General features: G+C 65.0%; 16 protein-coding genes and 1 pseudogene. 11 read left to right on the top strand and 6 right to left on the bottom strand.

What is annotated here, in order from left to right; translation table 11 throughout:
- The first annotated feature begins 27 nt into the window (after positions 1–27).
- Positions 28–585: a biotin transporter BioY gene (locus M2427_RS14035; RefSeq protein ID WP_280707164.1), complete on the top strand. Its 558-nt coding sequence runs from the start codon at positions 28–30 to the stop codon at positions 583–585.
- An 87-nt stretch (positions 586–672) separates the two neighbouring features.
- A complete protein-coding gene (locus M2427_RS14040; RefSeq protein ID WP_280706939.1) occupies positions 673–2,007 on the top strand; it encodes a dicarboxylate/amino acid:cation symporter in 1,335 nt (444 codons plus the stop codon).
- A 26-nt stretch (positions 2,008–2,033) separates the two neighbouring features.
- Here the strand turns inward: M2427_RS14040 and M2427_RS14045 are convergent.
- Positions 2,034–2,273 (bottom strand): annotated as a pseudogene (locus M2427_RS14045) (3-beta hydroxysteroid dehydrogenase); the annotation flags it as partial.
- Positions 2,274–2,379: 106 nt separating this feature from the next.
- Here M2427_RS14045 and M2427_RS14050 point away from each other — a divergent pair.
- A complete protein-coding gene (locus M2427_RS14050; RefSeq protein WP_280706940.1) occupies positions 2,380–4,443 on the top strand; it encodes a tetratricopeptide repeat protein in 2,064 nt (687 codons plus the stop codon).
- Here M2427_RS14050 and M2427_RS14055 read toward each other — a convergent pair.
- The 3 genes from M2427_RS14055 to M2427_RS14065 are packed head-to-tail and all read right to left on the bottom strand — an operon-like array spanning position 4,440 to position 8,456.
- Positions 4,440–5,672 (bottom strand): FAD-dependent oxidoreductase, encoded by a 1,233-nt coding sequence (locus M2427_RS14055; RefSeq protein WP_280706941.1) that lies wholly within the window; start codon positions 5,670–5,672, stop codon positions 4,440–4,442. The genes M2427_RS14050 and M2427_RS14055 overlap by 4 nt on opposite strands.
- A 14-nt stretch (positions 5,673–5,686) precedes the next feature.
- Positions 5,687–6,913, bottom strand: a complete 1,227-nt coding sequence (locus M2427_RS14060; RefSeq protein WP_280706942.1) for an MFS transporter — start codon at positions 6,911–6,913, stop codon at positions 5,687–5,689.
- A 46-nt stretch (positions 6,914–6,959) separates the two neighbouring features.
- Positions 6,960–8,456: an amidase family protein gene (locus tag M2427_RS14065; RefSeq protein ID WP_280706943.1), complete on the bottom strand. Its 1,497-nt coding sequence runs from the start codon at positions 8,454–8,456 to the stop codon at positions 6,960–6,962.
- Positions 8,457–8,664: 208 nt separating this feature from the next.
- On the opposite strand from M2427_RS14065, the gene M2427_RS14070 reads away from it, so the two are divergent.
- Entirely contained in the window at positions 8,665–9,345 is a 681-nt protein-coding gene (locus M2427_RS14070) for an XRE family transcriptional regulator (RefSeq protein WP_280706944.1), read from the top strand.
- A gap of 68 nt (positions 9,346–9,413) precedes the next feature.
- Here M2427_RS14070 and M2427_RS14075 read toward each other — a convergent pair whose 3' ends face one another.
- Entirely contained in the window at positions 9,414–12,563 is a 3,150-nt protein-coding gene (locus M2427_RS14075) for a ribonuclease E/G (protein WP_280706945.1), read from the bottom strand.
- Between the two features lie 702 nt (positions 12,564–13,265).
- Between M2427_RS14075 and M2427_RS14080 the strand changes: the two genes are divergently transcribed.
- The 7 genes from M2427_RS14080 (at position 13,266) to M2427_RS14110 (ending at position 22,646) form a co-directional block, all read left to right on the top strand.
- Positions 13,266–14,564, top strand: coding sequence for an N-acetylmuramoyl-L-alanine amidase (locus M2427_RS14080; RefSeq protein WP_280706946.1), 1,299 nt, complete (start codon positions 13,266–13,268; stop codon positions 14,562–14,564).
- 219 nt (positions 14,565–14,783) lie between these two features.
- Positions 14,784–17,291 carry a penicillin-binding protein 1A gene (locus M2427_RS14085; RefSeq protein ID WP_280706948.1) on the top strand — a complete coding sequence of 836 codons (2,508 nt, stop codon included), beginning with the start codon at positions 14,784–14,786 and terminating at the stop codon, positions 17,289–17,291.
- A gap of 113 nt (positions 17,292–17,404) precedes the next feature.
- Positions 17,405–18,536 (top strand): peptide chain release factor 2 gene (gene prfB, locus M2427_RS14090; protein WP_280706949.1). Its coding sequence is split into 2 segments (ribosomal slippage): positions 17,405–17,473 and positions 17,475–18,536, totalling 1,131 coding nucleotides; the frame shifts between segments, so codons are not numbered across the junction.
- A 2-nt stretch (positions 18,537–18,538) separates the two neighbouring features.
- The gene (locus M2427_RS14095) at positions 18,539–19,420 is read left to right on the top strand and encodes an NAD(P)-dependent oxidoreductase (RefSeq protein ID WP_280706950.1); all 882 of its coding nucleotides are present in this window, start codon (positions 18,539–18,541) and stop codon (positions 19,418–19,420) included.
- 15 nt (positions 19,421–19,435) lie between these two features.
- Entirely contained in the window at positions 19,436–20,311 is an 876-nt protein-coding gene (locus M2427_RS14100) for a DMT family transporter (RefSeq protein ID WP_280706951.1), read from the top strand.
- A gap of 80 nt (positions 20,312–20,391) precedes the next feature.
- Positions 20,392–21,303: a DMT family transporter gene (locus M2427_RS14105; RefSeq protein WP_280706952.1), complete on the top strand. Its 912-nt coding sequence runs from the start codon at positions 20,392–20,394 to the stop codon at positions 21,301–21,303.
- 107 nt (positions 21,304–21,410) lie between these two features.
- Complete coding sequence (locus tag M2427_RS14110; RefSeq protein WP_280706954.1) at positions 21,411–22,646, top strand: ABC transporter substrate-binding protein; 1,236 nt, start codon at positions 21,411–21,413, stop codon at positions 22,644–22,646.
- Here M2427_RS14110 and M2427_RS14115 read toward each other — a convergent pair whose 3' ends face one another.
- Positions 22,647–23,903, bottom strand: coding sequence for an O-antigen ligase family protein (locus M2427_RS14115; protein WP_280706955.1), 1,257 nt, complete (start codon positions 23,901–23,903; stop codon positions 22,647–22,649).
- Between the last annotated feature and the right edge of the window lies 1 nt (position 23,904).

Genomic DNA, 23,904 nt, shown 5'->3' on the forward strand with positions numbered 1-23,904 from the left:
GCCGCCCATTCCCCTCTCGCCGCAGTGATGTGGCCGACCCGGCCGGGTGAAGCCGTGGGCGCCGTGCGCGCGGTCGTGCTGATCGCGCTCGGCACCGCGCTGATGGCGCTGTCGGCCAAGGTGAGCCTGCCGCTGCCTTACGTGCCCATGACATTGCAGACCCTGGTCGTGCTGATGATTGGCGCTGGCTATGGCTGGCGCCTTGGCAGCGCAACCATGGTCGCCTACCTCGCCGAGGGCGCGATCGGGCTGCCGGTGTTTGCTGGTCCGGTCGGTGGAATCGCACCGCTGCTCGGCCCGACCGCCGGCTACCTCTACGGCTTCGTGGCGGCTGCGTTCATCACCGGCTGGCTGGCCGAGCGGGGCTGGGATCGCAACATCGCGCTGCTGTTCTTGGCGATGGCGGTCGGCCATGTCGTCATTTTCATCGCCGGTTTCGGCTGGCTGGCCTACGGCATCGGCCTTGGCTCGGACAAGGCATGGTTGGTCGGTGTCGTGCCGTTCATCGCGGCCTCGGTTGTCAAGAACGCGCTTGGGGCCGCGCTGATGCCGGCAGCGCGCCGGATGGTCGGCCGCCGCAGGTAGATTTCACCATGCGGAATGGTTCCGATTGACAGAGCCGGCCAAGTTGATCTTGGCTGGCTCTGAGTTTGAGGGGGGAGTAAAAAAACAATGACGACGACAACGATGGCCGGCGCGCCGGCCGCACCTGCTACGGCCAAGCCGTGGTATAAGGTTCTCTACGTCCAGGTGCTGATCGCGATCGTGCTCGGCGCCATCGTCGGCTGGCTGTGGCCGCAGATCGCCACCAATGACTGGATCAAGGCGCTCGGCGACGGCTTCATCAAGCTGATCAAGATGGTGATCGCCCCGATCATCTTCTGCACCGTGGTGTCGGGCATTGCCCACATCCAGGATGCCAAGAAGGTCGGCCGCATCGGCGTCAAGGCGCTGGTCTATTTCGAAGTCGTCTCCACCTTCGCGCTGATCATCGGGCTCATTATCGGCAACGTCGTGAAGCCGGGCGCAGGCTTCGGCAATGCCGCCGCCAACGCGCAGGCCGTCGCCGGTTTCGCCAAGCAGGCGGAGGCGCAGAAATCCGTCGACTTCATCCTGCACATCATTCCCGACACCGTGGTCGGCGCCTTCGCGCAGGGCGAGATCCTGCAGGTGCTACTGTTCTCGGTGCTGTTCGGTTTCGCCATCATGGGCCTCGGCGAGCGCGGCCATGTGATCCGCAGCTTCATCGACGACGCGGCGCACGCGGTGTTCGGGGTCATCTCCATCGTGATGCGTGCAGCGCCGCTCGGCGCTTTCGGCGCGATGGCCTACACCATCGGCAAGTTCGGCACCGGGGCGATCCTCAACCTCATGGGGCTGATCGCGACGTTCTATCTGACCGCCGCGCTGTTCGTCTTCGTCGTGCTCGGCATCATCGCGCGTCTGGCCGGCTTCTCGATCTTCAAGTTCCTGGCCTATATCAAGGACGAGTTGCTGATCGTGCTCGGCACTTCGTCCTCCGAGAGCGCGCTGCCGTCCCTGATGGAGAAGCTCGAACGTCTCGGCTGCTCGAAGTCGGTGGTCGGCCTCGTGGTGCCCACGGGCTATTCGTTCAACCTCGACGGCACCAACATCTACATGACGCTGGCGACACTGTTCATCGCGCAGGCGCTCGGCTACGACCTTACCTTCAGCCAGCAGCTCACGATCCTGGTCGTGGCGATGCTGACGTCCAAGGGCGCTTCCGGCATCACCGGTGCGGGTTTCATCACGCTGGCGGCGACACTCGCGGTGGTCGACCCGCGCCTCGTGCCGGGCATGGCGATCGTGCTCGGCATCGACAAGTTCATGAGCGAGTGCCGCGCGCTGACCAATCTCTGCGGCAACGGCGTGGCCTGCGTGATCGTCGCCTGGTGGGAGGGCGAGCTCGATCGCGACAAGCTCAACGCGCGGCTGAGCCAGCAGATCGATCCGACCGACATGGAGACCGCGGTCACGACGGACTGACCCGGATCTAACGGCGCGATGCGCCGTCAGACCTGGAAGTAATAGGGCTGGTCGAGATCCTCGATCAGCCCTTTTTCTTTCGGTTGCCAGCCAAGCAAGGCGCGGGTTTTCGCGCTCGACGTCGGGACGTCGACGGCCGCAAAGCGCGCGAACCAGCCGAAATGTGCCTCGGCTTCGTCGATCGATTTCGAGACCACCGGCACGCCAAGCCGTTTGCCGATCACCTCTGCAATCACCTTGAACGACACGCCTTCCTCGGCAATGGCGTGCCTTGCCACGCAGGTCGACTGACGGAATTTGCGGCCTCGCGCGTTCAACTGGCATCTCTGATGTCGAGGGACGGGCGGAATCGTGCGCAATGCGACTGTAAATATGATCATGCGGGAGGCGGCCGAGCATTTTTCGGCGGGACGGCACGATTATGCCGAACTCCTCTGCGCGAAGGTGCTGAAGGCCGAGCCGGATCATGTGCCGGCGCTGCATTTGTCTGCGATTGCCGCCTTCGTCACGGACCGCGCCGCTGACGGTGCGGCGTTGCTCGGCCGGGTCTTCAGCATCGACCCTGATCATGCGCCGGCGCTGGTCACGCTTGGCGATGCGCTCGCGGTGAAGGGTGAACAAGAGGGCGCGGTGGCCGCGTTCGAGCGCGCGCTGCGCAGACGGCCCGATGATGCCGGCCTGCACAACAAGCTTGGGGTGGCGCTGGGCGAGCTGTCTCGCTTCGCCGAGGCGGAGACCGCCTATCGCCGGGCGCTCGCGCTCGATGCACATCTGACGCGCGCCTGCTTCAACCTCGCCGTCGCGCTCGCGGAGCAGGGGAGGCCGATCGAGGCCGAAGACGCCTATCGCGCCGTGATCGCGCGCGAGCCTGCCTATCGCGGCGCCTGGCTCAATCTAGGCAACGTGCTTGCGGACCAGAACAGGTTTTGTGATGCCGCAGACGCCTATCGCAGTGCTTTGGAGCTCGCACCTGATGATGTCGGGTTGCTGTGCAATCTCGGTGCGGCGCTCTATCGCCAAGGGTTGCTGGAAGAGGCTATCGTCCAGTACCGCTGCGCCATCGCGCTCGCGCCTGATCATGTCGCGGCGCTGCGCCTGCTCGGCCTGGTGCTGCATGAAGCCCGCCATCTGAGTGAGGCCGCCGAGATCTACCGGCAGGCATTCGCGCGCGATCCTGCCGACCACGTGGTCGCGACCAATCTCGGCGCCTGCCTGTCCGATCTCGGCGAACTCGGCGCCGCCGTTGCGGCCTGCGAGCAGGCGCTGCTGCTGAAGCCCGATCACGCGCCGGCCTGGACCAATCTCGGCATCATCTTCGAGAAGCAGGAGCGCGTCGCCGATGCGGTCGCTGCGCATCGCTGTGCGGTTGCGGCCGATCCATCCTATGCCAAGGGCCACGCCAATCTCGCGGTGGCGCTGCGCAATGCCGGGGAGCTCGACGAGGCGCTCGCGGTCTCGGCCCGCGCCGTCGCACTTGATCCGGAGCAGCCGCTCGCGCAGTACAACCACGCGCATTTCCTGCTGATGAACGGCCATTTCGCCGAGGGGTTCGACGCCTACCGGTGGCGGCGCAAATGCAAGACGCTGTCGGACGGCGATCCCGTCTTCGGCGAGCCGGAATGGCAGGGCGAGCCGCTCGCCGGGCGCACCTTATTGGTTTTCGCCGAATACGGCCTCGGCGATGCCCTGCATTTCGTGCGCTATCTGCCGATGGTGACGGGGAAAGGCGGCAAGATCATCCTGCAGGTGCAGCCCGCGCTCGCCTCGCTGCTGCGGCAATTGCCAGATGTCACCGTGATCCCGCGTGGCGAGGCGCTGCCGCCATTCGATCTGCAGACGCCGCTGATGAGCCTGCCGCGCCTGTTCGGCACGACGCTGGACAATCTGCCCGCCGCCGTTCCGTATCTGCATCCGGATCCCGCGAGGCTGTCGCGCTGGCGAGCCGTGCTCGGTCGCGAGATCAGGCTGAAGGTCGGCGTGGTCTGGGCCGGCAATCCCAGGCACAAGGGCGACCGGCAGCGCTCGCTCACGGCCGAGGCGGTGTTGCCGCGCCTCATCATGCCGGGGGTGCAACTCTACAGCCTGCAAAAGGAGCCGCGCGATGAAGACGCTGCCGTCCTGACTGCACTGCGCGAGACCGTCATCGACCTCGCGCCTGCGCTGGGCGATTTCGCGGACACGGCAGCGGCTGTCGCGGCGCTCGATCTCGTCATCGCCGTCGACACCTCGGTCGCGCATCTTGCCGGTGCGCTCGGCCGTCCGGTGTGGATGCTGACGCCCTATGCGCTCGATTGGCGCTGGCTGCGCGATCGCGAGGATAGCCCGTGGTATCCGACCATGCGGCTGTTCCGTCAGCGCCGCCCCCGCGAATGGGACGATCCGTTGATGCGCCTGACCGCCGCGCTCGCGGTGCTTGCCGCGAAAACAGGGGGCTAAAACCGCTCGGGCCGGTACGGCGTCGGATCAATCGACGGCGTCTCGCCGTTCATCATCTCCGCGAGCAGGCGCCCGGTGGCGGGTCCGAGCGTGAAGCCCTGGTGGCCGTGGCCGAAGTTCATCCAAAGGCCGGGGTGGCGCGGGGCGCGGCCGAGCACGGGCACCATGTCCGGCGTGCAGGGCCGGGTGCCGAACCACGGATCCGGCTCGGCGCGCTTACCGAGGTCGATCAGCTCGCGGGCGGAGCTTTCCGCGCTGGCGAGCTGCACCGGCGTTGCCAGCGCATCCGAGCCCGTCAGCTCCGCGCCGGTGGTGATGCGGATGCCCTTGGCCATCGGCCCCATGGCGTAGCCCTGGCCCTTGTCGACCATCGGCAGATCGAGCGATGCGCCGCCAGTGTAGTGCATGTGGTAGCCGCGCTTGCGCACCAGCGGAATCCGGTAGCCGAATTTGTTCAGGAGATCCGGCGACCACGGCCCGAGCGTGACGACGGCGTTGGCTGCATCGATGCGGCCATTGTCGGTGTTCACAGACCATCCGGTCGCGGTCTGCTGCAGCGACTGCGCATCGCCGAGCACGATGGTGCCGCCCAGGCGCTCGAAGAGATCGGCATAGGCCGTCACCAGCGCGCCGGGATCCGACACTGTCCAGGTGTCGAGCCAGTGGATCGCGCCTGGAAGATCGTCGCGCAGGATCGGCTCTGCCTTGCTCAGCTCGCTGCCCGAGAGCACCCGAAAATTCACGCCGAACTCGCTGCGGTCTGCTTCCGCGTCCTTGATCGACTGATCCATCGCAGCCGCGTCGCGAAACACCGCGCGATATCCGGCGCGCCGGATCAGATTGTCGGCATGGGCCTCGCGAATGAGAATGTCGTGCTCGGGCGTCGCGTAGGCGATCAGGCGGGCCCAGGCAGCGATGGCTTCGCGGTGCCGCTTCGGTGCCGAATGCCACCAATAGCGCAGCAGGGGCTCGATGTGCTGATGCAGCGACGAAAAGCTGTAGCGCACGTCGTTGGTGCGACCGGTCGCGATCTTCAGCAGCGAGGAGAGGTCGCGCGGCATCGGATAGGGCCGCACGGCTTCGGCCTGGATCATGCCGGCGTTGCCATAGCTGGTTTCTCGGCCGGGCTCCCTGCGATCGACCAGCGTGACCATCCAGCCGCGCTGCCGCAGATGCAAGGCGGCACCGACGCCCACCATGCCGCCGCCGAGAATGATTGCGCTTTGCATCGGCAGAACTCCTGTCAGGCCGGTTTCGGCACGAGCCTGGGCTGCGCCGTATTGATGGTCGCGGCAACGACGACCGACATCGCGGTCATCGCGACCAGGAAGCCGAAGGCTGCATCGAACGATCCGGTTCCGGTCACGATGAAGCCAATGGCCGCGGGCGCGACGAAGCCCGCGCTCTGCCCGCCGAGATTGACCATGCCGACGCCGGATCCGATCTGGTCGTCGCGGAGCAATTTGGTCGGGAGCGCAATCACGGAAGCCAGCACGAAGGATTTGAAGAAGTAGACCAGCGACTGGTAGACGATCAACATCGTGATCGTCTCCGATTTGTACATGGCGTAGAGAAAGATACCGGTCAACGCGGAGCTCCCGATCAGCAGATATTTTTCGCGCTCGGCGAAGAATGTCGTCATCACCCAGCCGCCGATTGCGGTCGCGATCGTGGCCATCACGAACGGGATCGGAGCAACCACGCCGACGGTCTTGAGATCGAGCCCGCGCTGCTGCAGCAGATAGAGCGGCATCCAGGAGTCCAGGCCCTTGTTGACGCAGCTCAATCCGAACCACACCACCATCAGCTGCCACAGCAGCGGATTCTTCATGAGCTCGCGCATCGGCGCGCGGCTCTCGGCCTTCGCTGCCGCGTTCGCAGCGGTTTGGTCGGCGCTGCGCAAATGCGGGACAAAAACGAAATAGGCCACCGCAAACACAATGCCGGCAATGCCGATCGTGTTGAAGGCGTGACGCCAGCCGAGCCAGAGGATCAGCGGGGCCATGATGAGCGGTGCGGCCATGCTGCCGGCATAGTTCGAGGACACCAGCAGGGCCGCCATCTTCGGCCGGCTGTCCTTCTTGAACACTTCGGCGATGGCGCGGATGCTCGCCGCCGGAAAGCCGCCCTCGGCGATGCCGAAGACGAAGCGGATCGCGATCAGCGAGGTCAGCGACCAGGCGAGGCTGGTGAAGGCTGTGAACAGCGACCACATCACGATGGTGACAATGACCACATATTTCGAGCCGAAGCGGTCCGAGAGCCATCCGCCCGGTACCTGCATGGCCGCATAGCCCAGGAAGAACGCGCTGATGACGATGCCGAGATCGGCAGCCTGAAGATTGAAATCCTTGCCGATCTGCGCCAGCGCCAGCGAGATCGCCGCGCGGTCGATGTAGGAGATGCAATAGGCGATGTAGAGCAGGACGAAGGCGGTGATGCTGGTCTTGCGGTTCGACAATTCCGTCATGCGCGTCTCCGATGAGCCGGCGACCCGGCAAACTTGCTCGCTTGGCCTATTCCCAGGTGAGGAAGCCGGGCGCGGCCGATAGCGGTGGTGCGGCGGCAAGCCGCGCCAGGTCAGGCACCGGCCGGCACATCTGCGCGTCGTTTGCGAATGCAGCCTCGATACTCGCGGCGACCGCGAGCACGATGGCGTCACCACCGCGTGGGCCGACGATCTGGAGGCCGAACGGCAGGCCCGCTTCGTCGAGCCCGAGCGGAATGCTGATCGCGGGATGGCCGGGAAGCGTCACGGCATAGGCCAGCGCGAGCCAATGAAAATAGGATTTGGTCGGCTCGCCGTCGATCTCGGCGGGATAGAGCTCCGACCAGGGTCGCGGGCTGAGCGTGATGGTCGGGCTGATCAGCACGTCGCATCCGGCGAAGAAGCTCTGATAAGCGCGGTAGATCCGCGTCTGCGTCGTCGATGCGCGGGCTTGGTCTTCGAGCGAATAGCCGAGGCCTTCCTCGACATTGGCGCGCACGTTGGGGCCGAGCATCTCCGGCCGCTCCTTGTAGTTCTTGCCATGCGTCGCCAGGAACATGGCCGCGCGCAACACGGCGAAAGCGTCGTCGGCGCCAGTGCAGTCCGGCGTCGCCTCGCGGCTCTCGGCGAACAAATGCGCGAGCTTGCTGACGCGGTGGCGGAACACGCGGCGGATCGCCTGCTCGGTCGGTGCGAAGCCGAAATCTTCGGTGAAGGCGAGCCGCAGCTTGCCGAGATCTGCGGGACGCGGTGTGGCCCAGCGCTCGGCACGCGCCCGCACGGGTTCGCCGGGCAGGGTGTAGGCAAGCGGATCGCGGGCGTCGTCGCTCGCCATCACCGACAGCATCAATGCGGTGTCAGAGACATTGCGCGCCATCGGCCCGTCGGTCGACAGGTTCGACCAGCCGAAGATGCGCTTCTCGCTGGGCACGAGACCGTAAGACGGGCGCATGCCGACGATGCCGGAGAAGCCGGCCGGATTGCGCAAGGAGCCGCCGGTGTCGGAGCCCGAGGCGAGCGGGGCCATGCCGCAGGCGAGTGCCACGGCCGAGCCGCCGGAGGAGCCGGCCGCCGATCGCGCGGGATCGAAGGGATTACCGGTCGCGCCGAACACGGGATTGCGGGTGTTGCCGCCCGCCGCCCATTCCGGCGTGTTGGTCTTGCCGAAGATGATGGCGCCGGCCGCGCGCAGCCGCGCGACCGAGCCCTGGTCGGCGGCCGGCACGTTGTCGCGCAGCAGCGGACTGCCATAGGTCGAGCGCATCCCGGCGGTGTCCTGGGTGTCCTTGATCAGGACGGGCAGGCCGTGTAGCGCGCCACGATCCTCGCCGCGCAGGATGGCGGCCTCGGCCTGTTTTGCAGCAGTGCGGGCACCCGGCTCATCCAGCGTCACGACGGCATTGACGGCGTGATTGACGGCGGCGATGCGGGACAGGCAGGCATCGAGCACCTCGACGGGCGAGATCGCCTTGGTGGCTAGCAGGCGGCGCAGCTCAACGGCGCTGGAATCGCACAGGTCGGACACGGCCAATCCCTTTCAGAATATGAAAACGATTTAGCATATCGGAAAGTAAGGCAGGCGCACCAATATTTGTCAAATTCGGGTATTTCATGCACAAATCCTGGCATGAGTGCCCAGAGGGCCGCCAAACCGCGGTGCAGCGGGCTGTTTTGGCCGAAAGGATTAGATGGATCGACCAACAATTTTTCTGGTGCCGTGATAGGCTTGCTGCATGAGCGAGATCACGCCATCAGAAGGTGCCAATTCCCAGCTCGGCCAGTGCCTCAAGGCCGCCCGCCAGGCGCGAGGCCTGACGCTCAAGCAGGTCGCGGAGCGGACGGGCATGGCGCTATCGACCCTGTCGAAGGTCGAGAACGGCCTGATGTCGCTCACGTACGACAAGCTGCTTCAGCTCACCTCCGGCTTGAAGATGGAGATCGCGGAGCTGTTCAATCCGGCGGTGGCGGCGCCAGCAGCGGGCCGGCCGGTCACCGCGCGGCGAAGCATCAGCCGGGCCGGGCAGGGGCAGCTGATCAATACGAAGTTCTACACCTACACCTATCAATGCACCGATCTGATCGGCAAACGCATGGTGCCGATCGTCGCCGAGGTTCGCGCGCGCTCGCTGGACGAATTCGGCCCGATGCTGCGCCACGCGGGCGAAGAGTATTTTCTGGTGACGAGCGGACGTGTTGCCGTTCACACCGAGTTCTACGCGCCGGAGATCCTGAGTGAGGGCGACGGCATCTATCTCGACAGCACCATGGGCCACGCCTACCTCAACGCCGGCGAGGCGGCGTCCGCCAAGGGCGTCTGTCTCTGCACCAGCGAGGCGCCCGACCTTTACGACCAGCTGCGCGAGATCGCATCGCGTGACGTCGCGCCGCTCGGCGACGACGAACTGCCGTCGTAGCGATCGAGCGAGCCTCACAACGAAAAACGCCCGGCTCTTGACCGGGCGTTTTGCATTGGATGTTCGGCTTATTCGCCGCCGCCGAAACGGCGCGACCACCAGCCGGCGCGGCGCGGTGCGGCTGGCGTTTCGGTTGCCGCTTCCGGTGCGGGCTCGGGAGCCGGCTCGGATTGAGTTGCCGGCTCCGGCGCTGCCGCGACCGGAGTTGCCGGCTCGCTCGGACTGCTCGACAGGAAGCTCACCTTCTCGCGGACGGTCGAGCGGCGACGGGCCGCCTTCTCGTCGACGACGGGCTCATCCTCCGCCACGGCAGCCGCAGGGGCGGGCTGGACCGGCGTTTCAGCCGGTGCGTGGTGGAATTCAGGCTCGGGCCGAGACGTCGGCGGCTCAATCGGGGCGATGTACTCCGAATGCGCAATCGACGGGGCCGTCTCAGTGCCGGAGCCATCGAAATCGGCCACCGCGTCGGTCGCTTCCGACGGCGGATTACCGCCGAGCTCGTCGCTGATCGATCCGGCGAGACCGTCTTCGTTGCCGCCGCGACGGCGACGACCGCCCCTGCGACCACGCCGGCGCCGGCGCTCGCCGCTGCCCTGCTGCTCGCCACGGGCGGCCTGTTCCTCGCCTTCCTCGCCATCCTGCTCGGACTCGCTATCCTCTTCGCCTTCGCCGGCGACCATGGCTGGCTCGGGAAGCGTGGCTGGACTATCCTCGCGAAGCTCACCTTCACGCTGTCCGCCGCGACCGCGCCGACGGCGGCGGCGCTTGCGACGCTGGCTATCGCCTTCGGGTGTGGCTTCGCCTGCGGACTGCTCCTCGCTGAGACCTTCAGTCTCGTCGGTCTCGACCTCAGATTCGGTCTCAACGTCGAAACCGTCCTCGTCGTCATCGACCTCTTCGGCCTGGGGCGGCGGGCTTGCGGCGGCCTGTGCCGCCAGCAGCGCCTTGGCGGCTTCGAGCGTATGTACCTGCTCGCCGCGGTCGATGACATAGGCCTGCGGCCCGCTGACGCTGGGGTCGGCGATGACCGACAGCGTGACCTTGAAGCCGTTTTCGAGATCGCGCAGATGGCCGCGCTTGTGGTTCAGCACATAGAGTGCGACGTCAGTGCGGGTGCGGACCACGAGATTGTGGGTCGCGCCCTTCATCAGGATCTCTTCGAGGCCACGCAGCAGCTGCAGCGCCACCGAAGACACCGAGCGAACATGGCCGGTGCCGCCGCAATGCGGGCAGGGATCGGTCGAGGATTCCAGCACGCTGGCGCGGATGCGCTGGCGCGACATTTCCAGCAGGCCGAAATGCGAGATGCGGCCGACCTGGATGCGTGCGCGATCCTGACGCAGGCAATCGGACAGCTTGCGCTCGACTGCACGGTTGTTGCGCTTCTCGTCCATATCGATGAAGTCGATGACGATCAGGCCGGCGAGGTCGCGCAGGCGGAGCTGGCGGGCGACCTCTTCGGCCGCTTCCAGGTTGGTCTTGAGCGCGGTGTCCTCGATATGGTGCTCGCGGGTCGACCGTCCCGAGTTGACGTCGATCGAGACCAGCGCCTCTGTCTGGTTGATCACGATGTAGCCACCGGAGCGCAGCTGCACGGTCGGCGAGAACATTGCGTCCAATTGGCTTTCGACGCCCATGCGCGAGAACAGCGGCTGGCCGTCGCGATACTGCCTGACCGCGCTGACATTGGCGGGCATCAGCATCTTCATGAAGTCGCGCGCTTCGCGGTAGCCGGATTCACCGGCGACCTGAATCTCGTCGATCTCCTTGTTGTAGAGGTCGCGCAGCGAGCGCTTGATCAGCGAGCCTTCCTCGTAAACCAGGGTCGGGGCCTGCGACTTCAGCGTCAAATCGCGCACCGTCTCCCACATCCGGATCAGATACTCGAAGTCGCGCTTGATCTCGGGCTTGGTGCGGGCGGCACCTGCGGTGCGCAGGATGATGCCCATGCCCTCAGGCACGTCGAGATCCTGCACCACTTCCTTCAGGCGCGAACGGTCCTGGGCGCTGGTGATCTTGCGGCTGATGCCGCCGCCGCGCGCGGTGTTCGGCATCAACACGGCATAGCGGCCCGCGAGCGACAGATAGGTCGTCAGCGCCGCGCCCTTGTTGCCGCGCTCTTCCTTGACCACCTGCACCAGCATCACCTGGCGGCGCTTGATGACTTCCTGGATCTTGTACTGGCGGCGCGGACGGAAGGTGCGTTCCGGCACTTCCTCGAGCACGTCGTCACCGCCAACGGATTCGACGACCTCCTCTTCGGCTTCCTCGCCGTCCTCATCATCCTCGTCGTCGTCTTCTTCGGCAGCATCCGCGGCCTCGCCATGCGGCGCCTCGACCGTTTCGCCGGCGGCGTAAATGGCATCGGCCGGCTCGGTGAGCGAAGTCACGATTTCGGCAAACGCTTCGCCATGTGCTTCGGCGGCGGAGGCATCCTGAGGCGCTGCAACAGTCTCGGCCGCAACGACGGGTTCTGCACTGAACGTTGCGACGGGCGCTGGCGTCTCGTCGGCATGATGCTCATGGTCATGATGATCGTGCTCGTGGTCATGACCATGGTCGTCATGGTCGTGCGCGTGCTCGTCATCATGATGATCATCGTGGCTGTGCTCATCATCCTCATGATCGTCATGCCCGTGATCGGCATGATCATGGTCATGATGATCGTGGTCGTGATGCTCGTGACCTTCGTGCTCGCCGTGATGCTCGGCATCGGCGTGCAGGAACTCGCCCTCATGCGGCGCGCCTTCGGCGTACTCTTGATGGGGCTGGCCTTCGACCGGCCGGGCCGCGGGATCGCTACCTGCGTCGAGACCCTCGACGATGTCGCTGCGGACGCGCTCGCCATGGCCGCGGCGGCGGGCGTTGCGGTGGCGCGAGCGGCGGCGGCCGTGGGAGCGGTTCTCGCTCTCTTCCTCGGCTTCGCGATGCGCCTGTTCCTCGGCCTCGATCAGCGCCTGCCGGTCGGCGACAGGGATCTGGTAGTAGTCGGGATGGATTTCGCTGAAGGCGAGGAAGCCGTGGCGGTTGCCGCCATATTCAACGAAAGCGGCCTGAAGCGAGGGTTCGACCCTGGTGACCTTGGCGAGGTAGATATTTCCGCGCAGTTGCTTGCGTTGCGCGGTCTCGAAGTCAAACTCTTCGACGCGATTGCCGCGGACCACGACGACCCGGGTCTCTTCCGGGTGGGTGGCATCGATCAACATCTTGTTGGGCATGTCTTGGCTCTTGGAGGCGGCGGGCGCGATCGACCGTGGGCGCGAAGAGCGCTGCCGGGTGACGCGACGGTCCACCTGATTCGGGGGTGAGGGGAAGGCCGAAACGCCGTCTCTCGCGCCTTGCCGAATCGGAAGCTTCAGGACCGAAGCGGCGCGCGGGATTTTCACTCCGCAGCGTCGCGAAAGGTCCTTCAGAATTCGTCGGCACAGTCTGGCGCATCAAGCGTCGGCCCGTATGAAACATTGGGCGGCGGGGCCGCCCCTAATCGTTTGCTGCTGGCCAGGCATGGCGCGTGCGCGCTCGCCCTGATCAAGAACCGCGCCCTCAGGATTAAGGGAGCGGGTAACTGGCTGCGTCGCTGTCAAAACTGTTCCGGAAACAGCGTGGTAACCGGAAACCGTCCGCCGCCGGGGCTTGCCCCGTTCCGCCTCGCTGCCGCGCACCGCGCTGGTCTTTGAAGGGAACGGAAAAACGCTGGAATTCCCAAACCTTGAGAGTTCCGGCGCTGCACCGGGAGGCTGTATGCGACACAACCGGAAATTATTGGCCGTCAGCAATCCGTACATACGAGGAATGGGGCATCCGTGCAAGGGAGCGTCGCACGCCGGTCACAGTCGGAGAGTTTTGCGTTTCCGTCATTAAGGATCGATTAACCCTGTGGTTCTATTGCGTTAAAGAGGCTGCTCGGAGGCACGGAATCGGTGGCGAGCCGCACAAATCAACGAGTTTTGCTGGGATTTGCGCTTCTGTGCGCCGCAGCATCCCCATGTGCCGATTCCTCGCGCCTGAGCGCAGCGGAAAGCCCGCCGCAACCCTCTGTTGCAGCAGCGAATTTTCCTGTCGCCACGGCAGCGCGCCTGGCCGGTGACGGCAAGCAGACCCGCTTCATTCTCGACCTAGATCAGACTGTCTCCTTCCGCGCCACGACGCTCGCCGACCCTTACCGGGTCGTGGTCGACGTTCCCCAGGTCAATTTTCAGCTGGCTCCGGGCACCGGAGCCGGGCGGGGGCTGGTCAAGGCCTTCCGCTACGGGCTGGTGATGCCCGGTGGCTCCCGAATCGTGTTCGACCTCACCGGGCCCGCCAAGATCACCAATTCCTATGTGCTCGAGGCGGCCAACGGCCAGCCGGCCCGGCTGGTGCTGGAGCTTGAGGAGGTCGAGCGCGCAGCTTTCGTGCAGACACCCGCTCCGGAGAATCGGCCCGATCTGCGGCCGACGATCGCCGCCACCCCGCCCGCGACGGTTCCCGCCGCGCCTGAACCGGCGCTGCAGAAACCCGCAGCACCCTCGGACGGCCGCCCCGTCGTCGTGATCGATCCGGGCCACGGTGGCATCGACAACGGCACCCAGTCGAGCGGCGAGAGCGAGAAAAACCTGGTGCTGGCCTTTGGCCTCGCGTTGCGCGACCGGCTGGAAAAATCAGGCAAGTACCGCGTGGTGATGACGCGGGACGACGACACCTTCATTCCCCTCAACGACCGGCCCAAGGTCGCCCGCAATCTGAACGCGGCGCTCTTCGTCTCCATCCATGCCGATGCGCTGCCGAAGGCCGAGGGCGACGCCCAGGGCGCGACGATCTACACGCTCTCGGACAAGGCCTCCGACGCCGAGGCCCAGCGGCTGGCGGACGCCGAAAACCGAGCGGATGCGATCGCCGGCTTCAACCTGGCCGAAGAGCCGACCGACGTCGCCGACATCCTGATCGATCTGACCCAGCGGGAAACCCGCACCTTTTCAAACCGTTTTGCCCATTTGCTGATGGGTGAAATGAAGACGACCGTGCGGATGCACAAGCATCCCCTCAAGTCGGCCGGCTTCCGGGTGCTGAAGGCCCCTGATGTGCCCTCGGTGCTGGTCGAGATCGGCTATGTCTCCAACAAGGGCGACCTCGAGCACCTCGTGTCCGAGGGCTGGCGGTCCAAGGCGGTGGGCTCGATGGCCCAGGCGATCGACACGTTCCTGGCCAAACGGCTGGCGACGGCGGGGGCCAGCAATTGAGAAGGGCATGCCGGTTCCGCCGTTAAGCCCTAGTTTGGCCACAGCGGACGCTTTATAAAAACAACGCAGGGGGTTCCGGAATCGGCGAGAATCCCGTTCGGCAAGCGTCTTTCGGTCCGGCATTGAATTGTATTGAGTTGAGCCGGTGAATTCGCGACGTGAGGATAGCGCCTGTTTGGGCGCATTGGGCTGATCCTGGATTGAACGGATAAAGACATAATGCGCTTGCTTGTGCGGTTCATGGGCTTCCTGTTCGCTGCGGGTACGGTGGTGTTCCTTGTCGGTGTCGGTGCCGTGGCAGGCCTGATCTGGCATTTCTCCAAGGACTTGCCCGACTACTCTCAGCTTCAGGATTACGAGCCGCCGGTGATGACCCGCGTGCACGCGGTCGATGGCTCGCTGCTCGGCGAATACGCCAAGGAGCGGCGTCTGTACCTGCCGATCCAGGCGGTGCCGAAGCTGGTGATCAACGCGTTCCTCGCCGCCGAAGACAAGAACTTCTACGAGCACGGCGGTATCGACTACACCGGCATGGCGCGCGCGGGCGTGCTCTATCTGCAGAATTTCGGCTCCAACCGCCGTCCGCAGGGTGCGTCCACGATCACCCAGCAGGTCGCCAAGAACTTCCTTCTGACGAACGAGGTCTCGTTCGCGCGCAAGATCAAGGAAGCCTTGCTGGCGATGCGCATCGAGAAGACCTATTCGAAGGACAAGATCCTCGAGCTGTATCTGAACGAAATCTATCTCGGCCTCGGCGCGTACGGCATCGCCGCCGCCTCGCTGGTCTATTTCGACAAGTCGGTGAACGAGCTCACCGTGGCCGAAGCCTCCTATCTCGCGGCGCTGCCGAAGATGCCGGCGACGCTGCATCCGGTTCGCAACCGTGATCGCGCCATCGAGCGCCGCAATTACGTAATCGACCGTCTCCAGGAGAATGGGTGGATCAAGCAGGCCGACGCCGACAAGGCGCGCAAGGAGCCGCTGGCCGTCACCAGCCGTTCTAACGGCGCCCACACCTTCGCCGGCGAATATTTCGCCGAGGAGGTCCGCCGCGACATCTTCGAGCGCTACGGCGAGAAGAAGCTGTACGAGGGCGGTCTGTCGGTCCGCACCACGCTCGATCCGAAGATCCAGGTCATGGCGCGCAAGACCATGGTCTCAGGTCTCGTGAACTATGACGAGCAGCAAGGCTATCGCGGCGCGATGAGCAAGCTCGATATTTCGGGTGACTGGGGCGTGAAGCTCGCCGAGATCAAGTCGCTCTCCGACATCTCACCTTGGCGGATGGCGGTGGTGCTGGAGACCAGCGACCAGTCGGCGCGCATCGGCTTCCAGCCCAACCGCGAGCTTGGCGGTGCCGTCAGCAAGCAGCGCGAGACCGGTCTCATCACGCTCGACGGCGTGCGTTGGGCGCGGCCGACCCAGGGCAATTTCAAGGGCAAGACGCCGAATTCGGTGGCGCAGATCCTGCAGCCCGGCGACGTGATCTATGCCGATCCGCTCTACAGCAAGGAGGGCCAACCGGTCGAAGGCCAGTACCGGCTCCGCCAGATCCCGGAAGTATCGGGCGCGATGGTGGTGATGGACCCCTGGACCGGCCGCGTGCTCGCGATGGTCGGCGGCTTCTCGTTCGACCAGAGCCAGTTCAACCGCGCCACGCAGGCCTACCGACAGCCCGGCTCGTCGTTCAAGCCGATCGTCTATTCAGCCGCGCTCGACAACGGCTACACGCCGTCGACCGTCGTGCTCGACGCGCCGATCGAAATCGACCAGGGGCAGGGCGCCGGTGTGTGGCGGCCTGAAAACTTCTCTGTGAACAAATATCAGGGACCGGTGACGCTGCGGAACGCGCTGCGGCAGTCGCTGAATACGGTGACCGTGCGTCTCGCGCAGGACATCGGCATGCCCTTGATCGGCGAATATGCGCGCCGTTTCGGCGTCTATGACGAGCTGCCGAACTATCTCTCCTACGCACTCGGCGCCGGCGAGACCACGGCAATGCGCATGGTCACGGCCTATTCGATGCTCGCCAACGGCGGTCGCCGCGTGAAGCCGACCTTGATCGACCGAATCCAGGACCGCTACGGACACACCATCTTCAAGCACGACCAGCGCGAATGCCGCGGCTGCGACGCACCGGGCGGCTGGAAGAATCAGGCCGAGCCGCAGCTGATCGACCGCCGCGAGCAGGTGCTGGATTCCATGACCGCCTATCAGATCACCGAGTTGCTCGAAGGCGTGGTGCAGGCCGGTACGGCGACCGTCGTGAGGGAAGTCGGCAAGCCGATCGCGGGCAAGACCGGTACGACCAACGAGGCCAAGGACGCCTGGTTCGTCGGCTTCTCGCCTGACGTCGCTGTCGCGATCTACATGGGCTATGACAAGCCGCGTCCGCTCGGCAAAGGCAACGCCGCGACCGGTGGCCATCTGGCCGCGCCGATCGCGCGCGACTTCCTCAAGCTCGCGCTCGCCGACAAGCCCGCGGTTCCGTTCAAGGTGCCTGCCGGCATCAAGCTGATCCGTGTCGTCGCCAAGACCGGCATGCGCGCCGGCCCGGGCGAGACCGGCGGAACGATTTTGGAAGCCTTCAAGCCGGGCACGGCGCCGCCGGATAACTACTCCGTCATTGGTGTTGCTGATGCCGACGGCCGCGGCATGCCTGGACCGCCGCAGCAGGCGCCGGATTCCGGCTTCTTCATGCGGCCCGGCACCGGCGGGCTCTATTAAGGCCTTTCGGATAACGGCACTGACGTGAAGCTCCGGCGGTTGCGCTTTGCAGCCGCCGCCGCTACATCCCCATTCTCAATTGTACGCGGGATTCCGCGAGATCAGAGAACGATATGCGCGCCGAAATCGAACGGTTGGTAGAAGAGATCAAGCAGTCGGTCGGGCTGCTGAGGAGGCATCTTTGACGTCGAGAAATCGACGGCACGCCTCGCTGAGCTGAACAAGCTCGCTGAAGATCCCAACCTCTGGAACGATCCCCAGAAGGCCCAGAAGCTGATGCAGGAGCGGACCTCGCTTGAGGATTCGCTTTCGGGCATCGGCAAGGTCGAGCAGGAGCTCGAAGACGATATCGGCATGATCGAGCTCGGCGAGGCCGAGGGCGATGCCGGCGTCGTGGCCGAGGCCGAAGCGGCCCTCAAGACCCTCAAGAAGGAAGTGGCGCGGCGCGAGCTCGAGGCGCTGCTGTCGGGCGAGGCCGATCGCTTCGATTCCTATCTCGAAGTCCATGCCGGTGCCGGCGGCACTGAGAGCCAGGACTGGGCGCAGATGCTGCTGCGCATGTACACGCGCTGGGCCGAAACCCACGGCTTCAAGGTCGAATACCTCGAAGAGTCCGAGGGCGAAGAAGCCGGCATCAAATCCGCGACCATCCAAGTCTCCGGCCACAACGCCTATGGCTGGCTGAAGACCGAAGCCGGCGTGCACCGCCTGGTGCGCATCTCGCCGTTCGATTCCAACGCGCGGCGGCACACCTCGTTCTCGAGCGTGCAGGTGTTTCCCGTCATCGACGACAGCATCAAGATCGACATCAAGGAATCCGACGTCCGTACCGACACCATGCGGTCGGGCGGCGCCGGAGGCCAGCACGTCAACAAGACCGAATCCGCGGTGCGCCTGACGCACATCCCGACCGGCGTCGCGGTGGTCTGCCAGGCCGGCCGCTCCCAGCACAAGAACCGGGCGCAGGCCTGGGACATGCTGCGCGCGCGCCTTTACGAGATCGAGCTGAAGAAGCGCGAGGAGAAGGCCGCCGCCGACCAGGCCGCCAAGACCGATATCGGCTGGGGCCATCAGATCCGCTCCTACGTGCTGCAGCCCTATCAGATGGTGAAGGACCTGCGCACCGGCGTGCAGACCTCCGACACGTCAGGCGTGCTCGACGGCGAGCTCGACGACTTCATGGCCGCAACGCTGGCGCAGCGCGCCTTCGGCACCCCTGGTGCTGACATCGAGGACGTGGACTGACCATGACCCGCGTCGCCTTCATCGGATTGGGGCGGATGGGCCATGGCATGGCCGGCCGCTATCTCGCTGCCGGCTTTACGGTGACGCTATGGAATCGCAGCAAAGCCAAGGCGGAGGATCTGATCGCACGCGGCGCCCAGTGGGCGACGTCGCCCGAGCACGCCGCGATCGACGCCGACGCCGTTGTGACGATGGTTGCCGACGACGAAGCCTCGCGCGCGGTCTGGCTCGGGCCGAATGGCGCAGCCAAGACGGCGAAGGCGGGCGCCATCGCGATCGAATGCTCCACGGTTTCCTATGACCACGCCCGCGAGATGGGCCGCGAGCTCAAGGCGCGCGGCTTGATCTACATCGATTGCCCGGTGACGGGCTTGCCGGATGCGGCAGCTGCGGGAAAGTTGACGCTGCTCGCCGGCGCAGATAGCGCCGATCTCGAACGCGCGCGGCCGTTCCTGGAGCCGATCGGCACGACCATCCGTCATTTTGGCGCGGTCGGCTCCGGCACGGTCTACAAGCTCATCAACAATCTCATGGGCGCGATCCAGATCGCGGGTCTGGCCGAGGGCCTCGCGATCGCCGAGCAGGCCGGGCTCGACATGAATCTGGTGCTGGAATCGATCCAGGCGGGCGTCGCCGCGAGCCCGCAGGTTCAGCGCCATTCCAAGCGCATGGTCGCCCGCGACTTCAGCGGCGCGACATTCACGGCCGCGCTGCGGCACAAGGATGCCGCCTATGCCGTGAAGCTGGCGGAGAGCCTGCTGGCCGACAAGCCGCTGGTGTCGCGCGCCGCTGTCGAGGCCTATGCGCAGGCCAAAGCCGCGATGCCCGATGACGACGAAGGCAAGATGATCGAGCTGGTGTCGCGGCCGAAGAAGCCGTCTTAGCTGGGAATTCTTGATATGGGACAGCCTCGATCGGAGCGCGGTCTCGGCATTGCTCTCGTCGCCGCAGCCGCGATTGCCTGGAGCACGGCGCCGTTCTTCACGCGGCTGTTGCCGTTCGATCCCTGGACCATCCTGTTCTGGCGCGGCCTGTTCGGCGGGTGCCTCGTCACGCTGCTTCTCGTTCTGATGCAGGGACCGGGCGCGCTGCGGCAATTGGTGGTGCCGGGACGTGGCGGCCTGCTCGTCGCCTCGTTGTCTGCCATCGGCATGATCTCGTTCATCCCCGCGCTTCAGATGACCAATGTCATGAACGTCGCGGTACTGATCGCGACCCAGCCGTTCGTCGCGGCGGCACTTGCATGGCTCTGGCTCGGCGAGGCCGCGACATGGCGCACGCTGATTGCGAGCTTCGTTGCGTTTGCCGGCGTCGTCATCACCGTCGGCGGTATCAGGGCCGGCGCCGACTTCAGCGGCGTGGCGCTGAGCTGCCTGATGGTGCTCGCCATCTCGGCCATGACCGTCGTGGTCCGACGCCATCGCGAGACGTCGATGGTGGCGGCGGCAGCATTGTCGAATTTCATCGGCAGCCTCGTCAGCCTGCCGTTCGCTCACGACATTGCTCATGTCGGTGGCCACAGTCTCGCGATCCTCGCGATGTTCGGCTGTCTCCAGGTCGCGCTCGGCCTGACCTTCTACATGCTCGGCTCGCGCCTGCTGCCTTCAGGCCAGGCGTCGCTGATCGCGACGCTGGAGACGCCGCTGATGGCGTTCTGGATCTGGGTGGGGTTTGGCGAGGTGCCCGCCGTGCATGCGCTCATTGGCGGGGTACTGGTGATTGGGGCGGTGATCGCTGACATCGCGGGAGACGCCCGCTCGCGCCGATCCGCGTGAGCCGCGTCTTTGTCGGAAATCGGGTGGCGAGATTTGTCACGCTGGTCTAGGCGGCAGGTTCGGCCGCTGAGGTGAGACGGATGCCCCCGAACGATATCAGGATCGACGCGCGAGACTGGTCGCTGCTCGCATTGCTGTCGATCCTCTGGGGCGGCTCGTTCTTCTTCAATGGCGCGGCGTTGCGGGAGCTGCCGCCGTTGACGCTGGTGTTCTTGCGCGTTGTCGTCGGTGCGGCCATGCTGTTGCCGCTCCGGCGCATGTACGGGATCAGCTTTCCCAAGGGCATTGCAGGCTGGATACCGTTCGTCGTGATCGGGCTGCTCAACAATGTCATTCCGTTCTCGCTGATCGTGATCGGCCAGACCTTCGTTCCGAGCGGACTTGCGTCCATCCTCAATGCCACCACGCCATTGTTTACCGTCCTGGTGATGGCGGCGGCCCAGGAGGAGGCCTTGCAGATGCGTCGGGTGGCCGGCGTGGCGCTTGGGCTCGCCGGCGTCATCATCCTGCGCGGCTGGGGCATCGAGACACGAGCGGGGCAGGGCCTCGGCATTCTGCTCTGTCTCGGCGGCGCGCTCAGCTATGGTTTGGCGGCGCTCGCCGCGCGGCGGCTACTCAAGGACTCTCCGCCGCTCGGGACGGCGACGTTTCAACTGATGGCGTCGACAGTGATGATGGCGATTGTCGCCGGCACTGTGGAGCAGCCGTGGCGCTTGCCTATGCCGGGCATTGCGACCTGGCTTGCCGTGCTTGGTCTGGCTAGCCTCTCCACCGCGCTCGCCTACATCGTGTTCTTCCAGATCCTGCGGCGTTCTGGCGCAACCAATGTCATGCTGGTGACGCTGCTTATTCCTGTGACTGCGATCCTGCTGGGATGGTTGGTCTTGGGTGAGTCGATCTCGGCGCGCGAGATCGCCGGGGCTCTGGTGATCGGCAGCGCGTTGATCGTCATCGACGGACGGGCTCTTAGAATGTTGCAGCGCGTCGGGTAAGTTCCTGAGCCGCAGTTTCACCCAGCGGAAAATCCTTCCGCTTGCCAGCGGCCAGTCGCCTTGCGACACTCTCCTCAAAACAAGACTACAAAATTGGGGAGAGAACGATGCCGGGTCGTCGCAACAGCCTTGCTACCCTCGCCATGCTTGCTGCCGGCGTGCTCATCACGACACCGGCTTTTGCGCAGAAGCAGTACGATCCCGGCGCCAGCGATACCGAAATCAAGATCGGCAACATCATGCCTTATAGCGGGCCGGCGTCGTCCTATGGTGTGATCGGCAAGACCGAGGCCGCGTTCTTCAAGATGATCAACGATCTGGGTGGCATCAATGGCCGCAAGATCAATTTCATCAGCTATGACGACGCCTATTCGCCGCCAAAGGCGATCGAGCAGGCGCGCAAGCTGGTCGAGAGCGACGAGGTGCTGCTGATCTTCCAGGCGCTCGGCACGCCTTCGAATTCCGCGATCATGAAATACATGAACGCCAAGAAGGTGCCGCAGCTGTTCGTCGCCTCCGGCGGCACCAAGTTCGGCGACCCCAAGAACTTTCCGTGGACCATGGGTTTTCAGCCGAACTACCAGAGCGAGGGGCGGATCTATGCAAAGTACATCCTCGACAAATTCCCCAACGGCAAGATCGCGGTGTTCTGGCAGAACGACGATGCGGGCAAGGACCAGTTCAAGGGCCTGAAGGACGGCCTCGGCGAGAAGGCCAGCATGATCATCGCCGACAAATCCTATGAGGTCAGCGATCCCTCGATCGACTCGCAGATCGTGGCGCTGCATGATTCCGGCGCCGACATCTTCTTCTCATGGGCCGCGCCCAAGGGCTCCGCACAGGCGATCCGGAAGGTCGGCGAGCTCGGCTGGAAGCCGAAGTTCTTTCTGGCCAACACCGCGACCTCGGTCGCCTCGGTGCTCAAGCCCGCGGGGCTCGAATACGCCAAGGACATCATCTCAACGATCTATCTGAAGGAACCGACCGATCCGACCTGGGACAAGGATCCGGCGGTGGTGAAGTGGCGCGACTTCATGGACAAATATTATCCCGATGGCGACAAGACCAACGCCAACAATGTCTACGGCTATGTGCAGGCCGAGGCGATGGTGCAGGTATTGAAGCAGTGCGGCGACAACCTGACGCGCGACAACGTCATGAAGCAGGCGGCGAACCTGAAGAATTTCCACAGTGACCTGATGATGCCCGGCATCATGGTCAACACGTCGCCGGACGATTACTTCCCGATCGAGCAGATGCAGCTGATGCGCTTCAACGGGCAAGCCTGGGAGCCGTTCGGCGAGGTCATCACCGGCGAGGTCGGCCACGAGCGTAGCCAATAATCACGGTTGGAGGGCCACCTTCGTCTTCAGGACCATGCCGCCGGCGACACCGACGCCGAGCACATAGATCCAGCCCTCGTGGAAATCAGTGAGATGCGAGTTCACGAGCGAGCTCGTGATGTTCTGCACGACGACGACAAGTCCGATCCAGGCGGGAAGATCATTGCCCGTGAACAGGCGTAGGTGGGCGAACCACATCGCATAGAGCAGGACTACGCCCAGCAATCCCCATTGCACGGCGGCGTGGAGGGTCTGGTTATGCGGATTGCTGACGATCTCGGCGTCGAGGCCGCTCTCGTTCGAGGCGGCGCGTTCGAACTGCCGCTTGATCGACCCGGTGCCATGGCCGAGCAGGGGCGCCTCGGCGAAGGCGTCCACCGCCTTGCGCCAATAGGTCAGACGCTGCGCGGTCGAGGCGCGGCTGATGTCGTCGCGTCCGTGCTGGTATTCAACGGCGATATCGGCAATCCGCTGGCGCAGATAGGGTGATGCCGTCCAGGCCAGGGCGCTTGCGGCGACGGCACTCGCGAACAGCAGCGGCGCCGCGCGTCGGCTCAGATGCCGCCACGCAAACAGCACCAGCAGCACCGCGATGCAGAGTAGCGCCGTGCGGGCGGCGGCGACGAAGACCATGTTGGTCACGAACAGCAGCATCAGCGCAAGGCAGGCCGCCAGCGCGATCATGCCTCCGCCACGCCAGAAGCTCAGCGCAGGCAGTGCGAGCGCGAAGGCGCAGAGCGTGAACTCCTGGCTCTGGTCGATGTAGTTCTTGACCGGAACACCCGATGACGCCGTTGCGGTCAGCTTCAAGGCGGGGTCGAGCAGCACGATCCAGGAGAATGCCGCCAGCAGCGCACAGGAGCCGAGAAAGGCCGCGCAAACCAGGAAGCCGCGCTCCGACCGGCTGAAATGGTAGAGCAGTGGCGGGATCAGCACGAGCTTTGCGACCGGCTTGATTGCATGCAGCCGGTCGGCCCAGTTGCCGTCCGACCACAGCGAGCCCACAAGCGCGAGCAGCAGGATGACGAAGGGCAGGGCGTAAGCCGGCTGCGCGATTTGGCGCAGATAGTCCCGCCAGTCGATGGTCGGCGTCACCGCGAGCAGCCAAAGCCCGACAAAGATCGATGGCGCCGTGGTCGACCACGGCAGCGACGCCGCGATCAGTGCGGCGAGCACATCGGCTGCCCTGATCAGTGCCGCCGAACCTTGCGCGGTCCGGGCGGCGGGGCCCGCGCAGGCCGCGGATTCGACGACCATA

This window comes from Bradyrhizobium sp. BR13661 (assembly GCF_029892425.1).
Taxonomy (GTDB): Bacteria; Pseudomonadota; Alphaproteobacteria; order Rhizobiales; family Xanthobacteraceae; genus Bradyrhizobium.

Excerpts from the sequence above, each read along its gene's own strand:
- M2427_RS14115 (WP_280706955.1), bottom strand. The coding sequence starts at position 23,903 with ATGGTCGTCGAATCCGCGGCCTGCGCGGGCCCCGCCGCCCGGACCGCG.
- M2427_RS14035 (WP_280707164.1), top strand. The coding sequence starts at position 28 with ATGTGGCCGACCCGGCCGGGTGAAGCCGTGGGCGCCGTGCGCGCGGTC.
- M2427_RS14070 (WP_280706944.1), top strand. The coding sequence starts at position 8,665 with ATGAGCGAGATCACGCCATCAGAAGGTGCCAATTCCCAGCTCGGCCAG.
- M2427_RS14055 (WP_280706941.1), bottom strand. The coding sequence starts at position 5,672 with ATGCAAAGCGCAATCATTCTCGGCGGCGGCATGGTGGGCGTCGGTGCC.
- M2427_RS14040 (WP_280706939.1), top strand. The coding sequence starts at position 673 with ATGACGACGACAACGATGGCCGGCGCGCCGGCCGCACCTGCTACGGCC.
- M2427_RS14085 (WP_280706948.1), top strand. The coding sequence starts at position 14,784 with ATGCGCTTGCTTGTGCGGTTCATGGGCTTCCTGTTCGCTGCGGGTACG.
- M2427_RS14050 (WP_280706940.1), top strand. The coding sequence starts at position 2,380 with ATGATCATGCGGGAGGCGGCCGAGCATTTTTCGGCGGGACGGCACGAT.
- M2427_RS14105 (WP_280706952.1), top strand. The coding sequence starts at position 20,392 with ATGCCCCCGAACGATATCAGGATCGACGCGCGAGACTGGTCGCTGCTC.
- M2427_RS14110 (WP_280706954.1), top strand. The coding sequence starts at position 21,411 with ATGCCGGGTCGTCGCAACAGCCTTGCTACCCTCGCCATGCTTGCTGCC.
- M2427_RS14060 (WP_280706942.1), bottom strand. The coding sequence starts at position 6,913 with ATGACGGAATTGTCGAACCGCAAGACCAGCATCACCGCCTTCGTCCTG.
- M2427_RS14100 (WP_280706951.1), top strand. The coding sequence starts at position 19,436 with ATGGGACAGCCTCGATCGGAGCGCGGTCTCGGCATTGCTCTCGTCGCC.
- M2427_RS14095 (WP_280706950.1), top strand. The coding sequence starts at position 18,539 with ATGACCCGCGTCGCCTTCATCGGATTGGGGCGGATGGGCCATGGCATG.
- M2427_RS14075 (WP_280706945.1), bottom strand. The coding sequence starts at position 12,563 with ATGCCCAACAAGATGTTGATCGATGCCACCCACCCGGAAGAGACCCGG.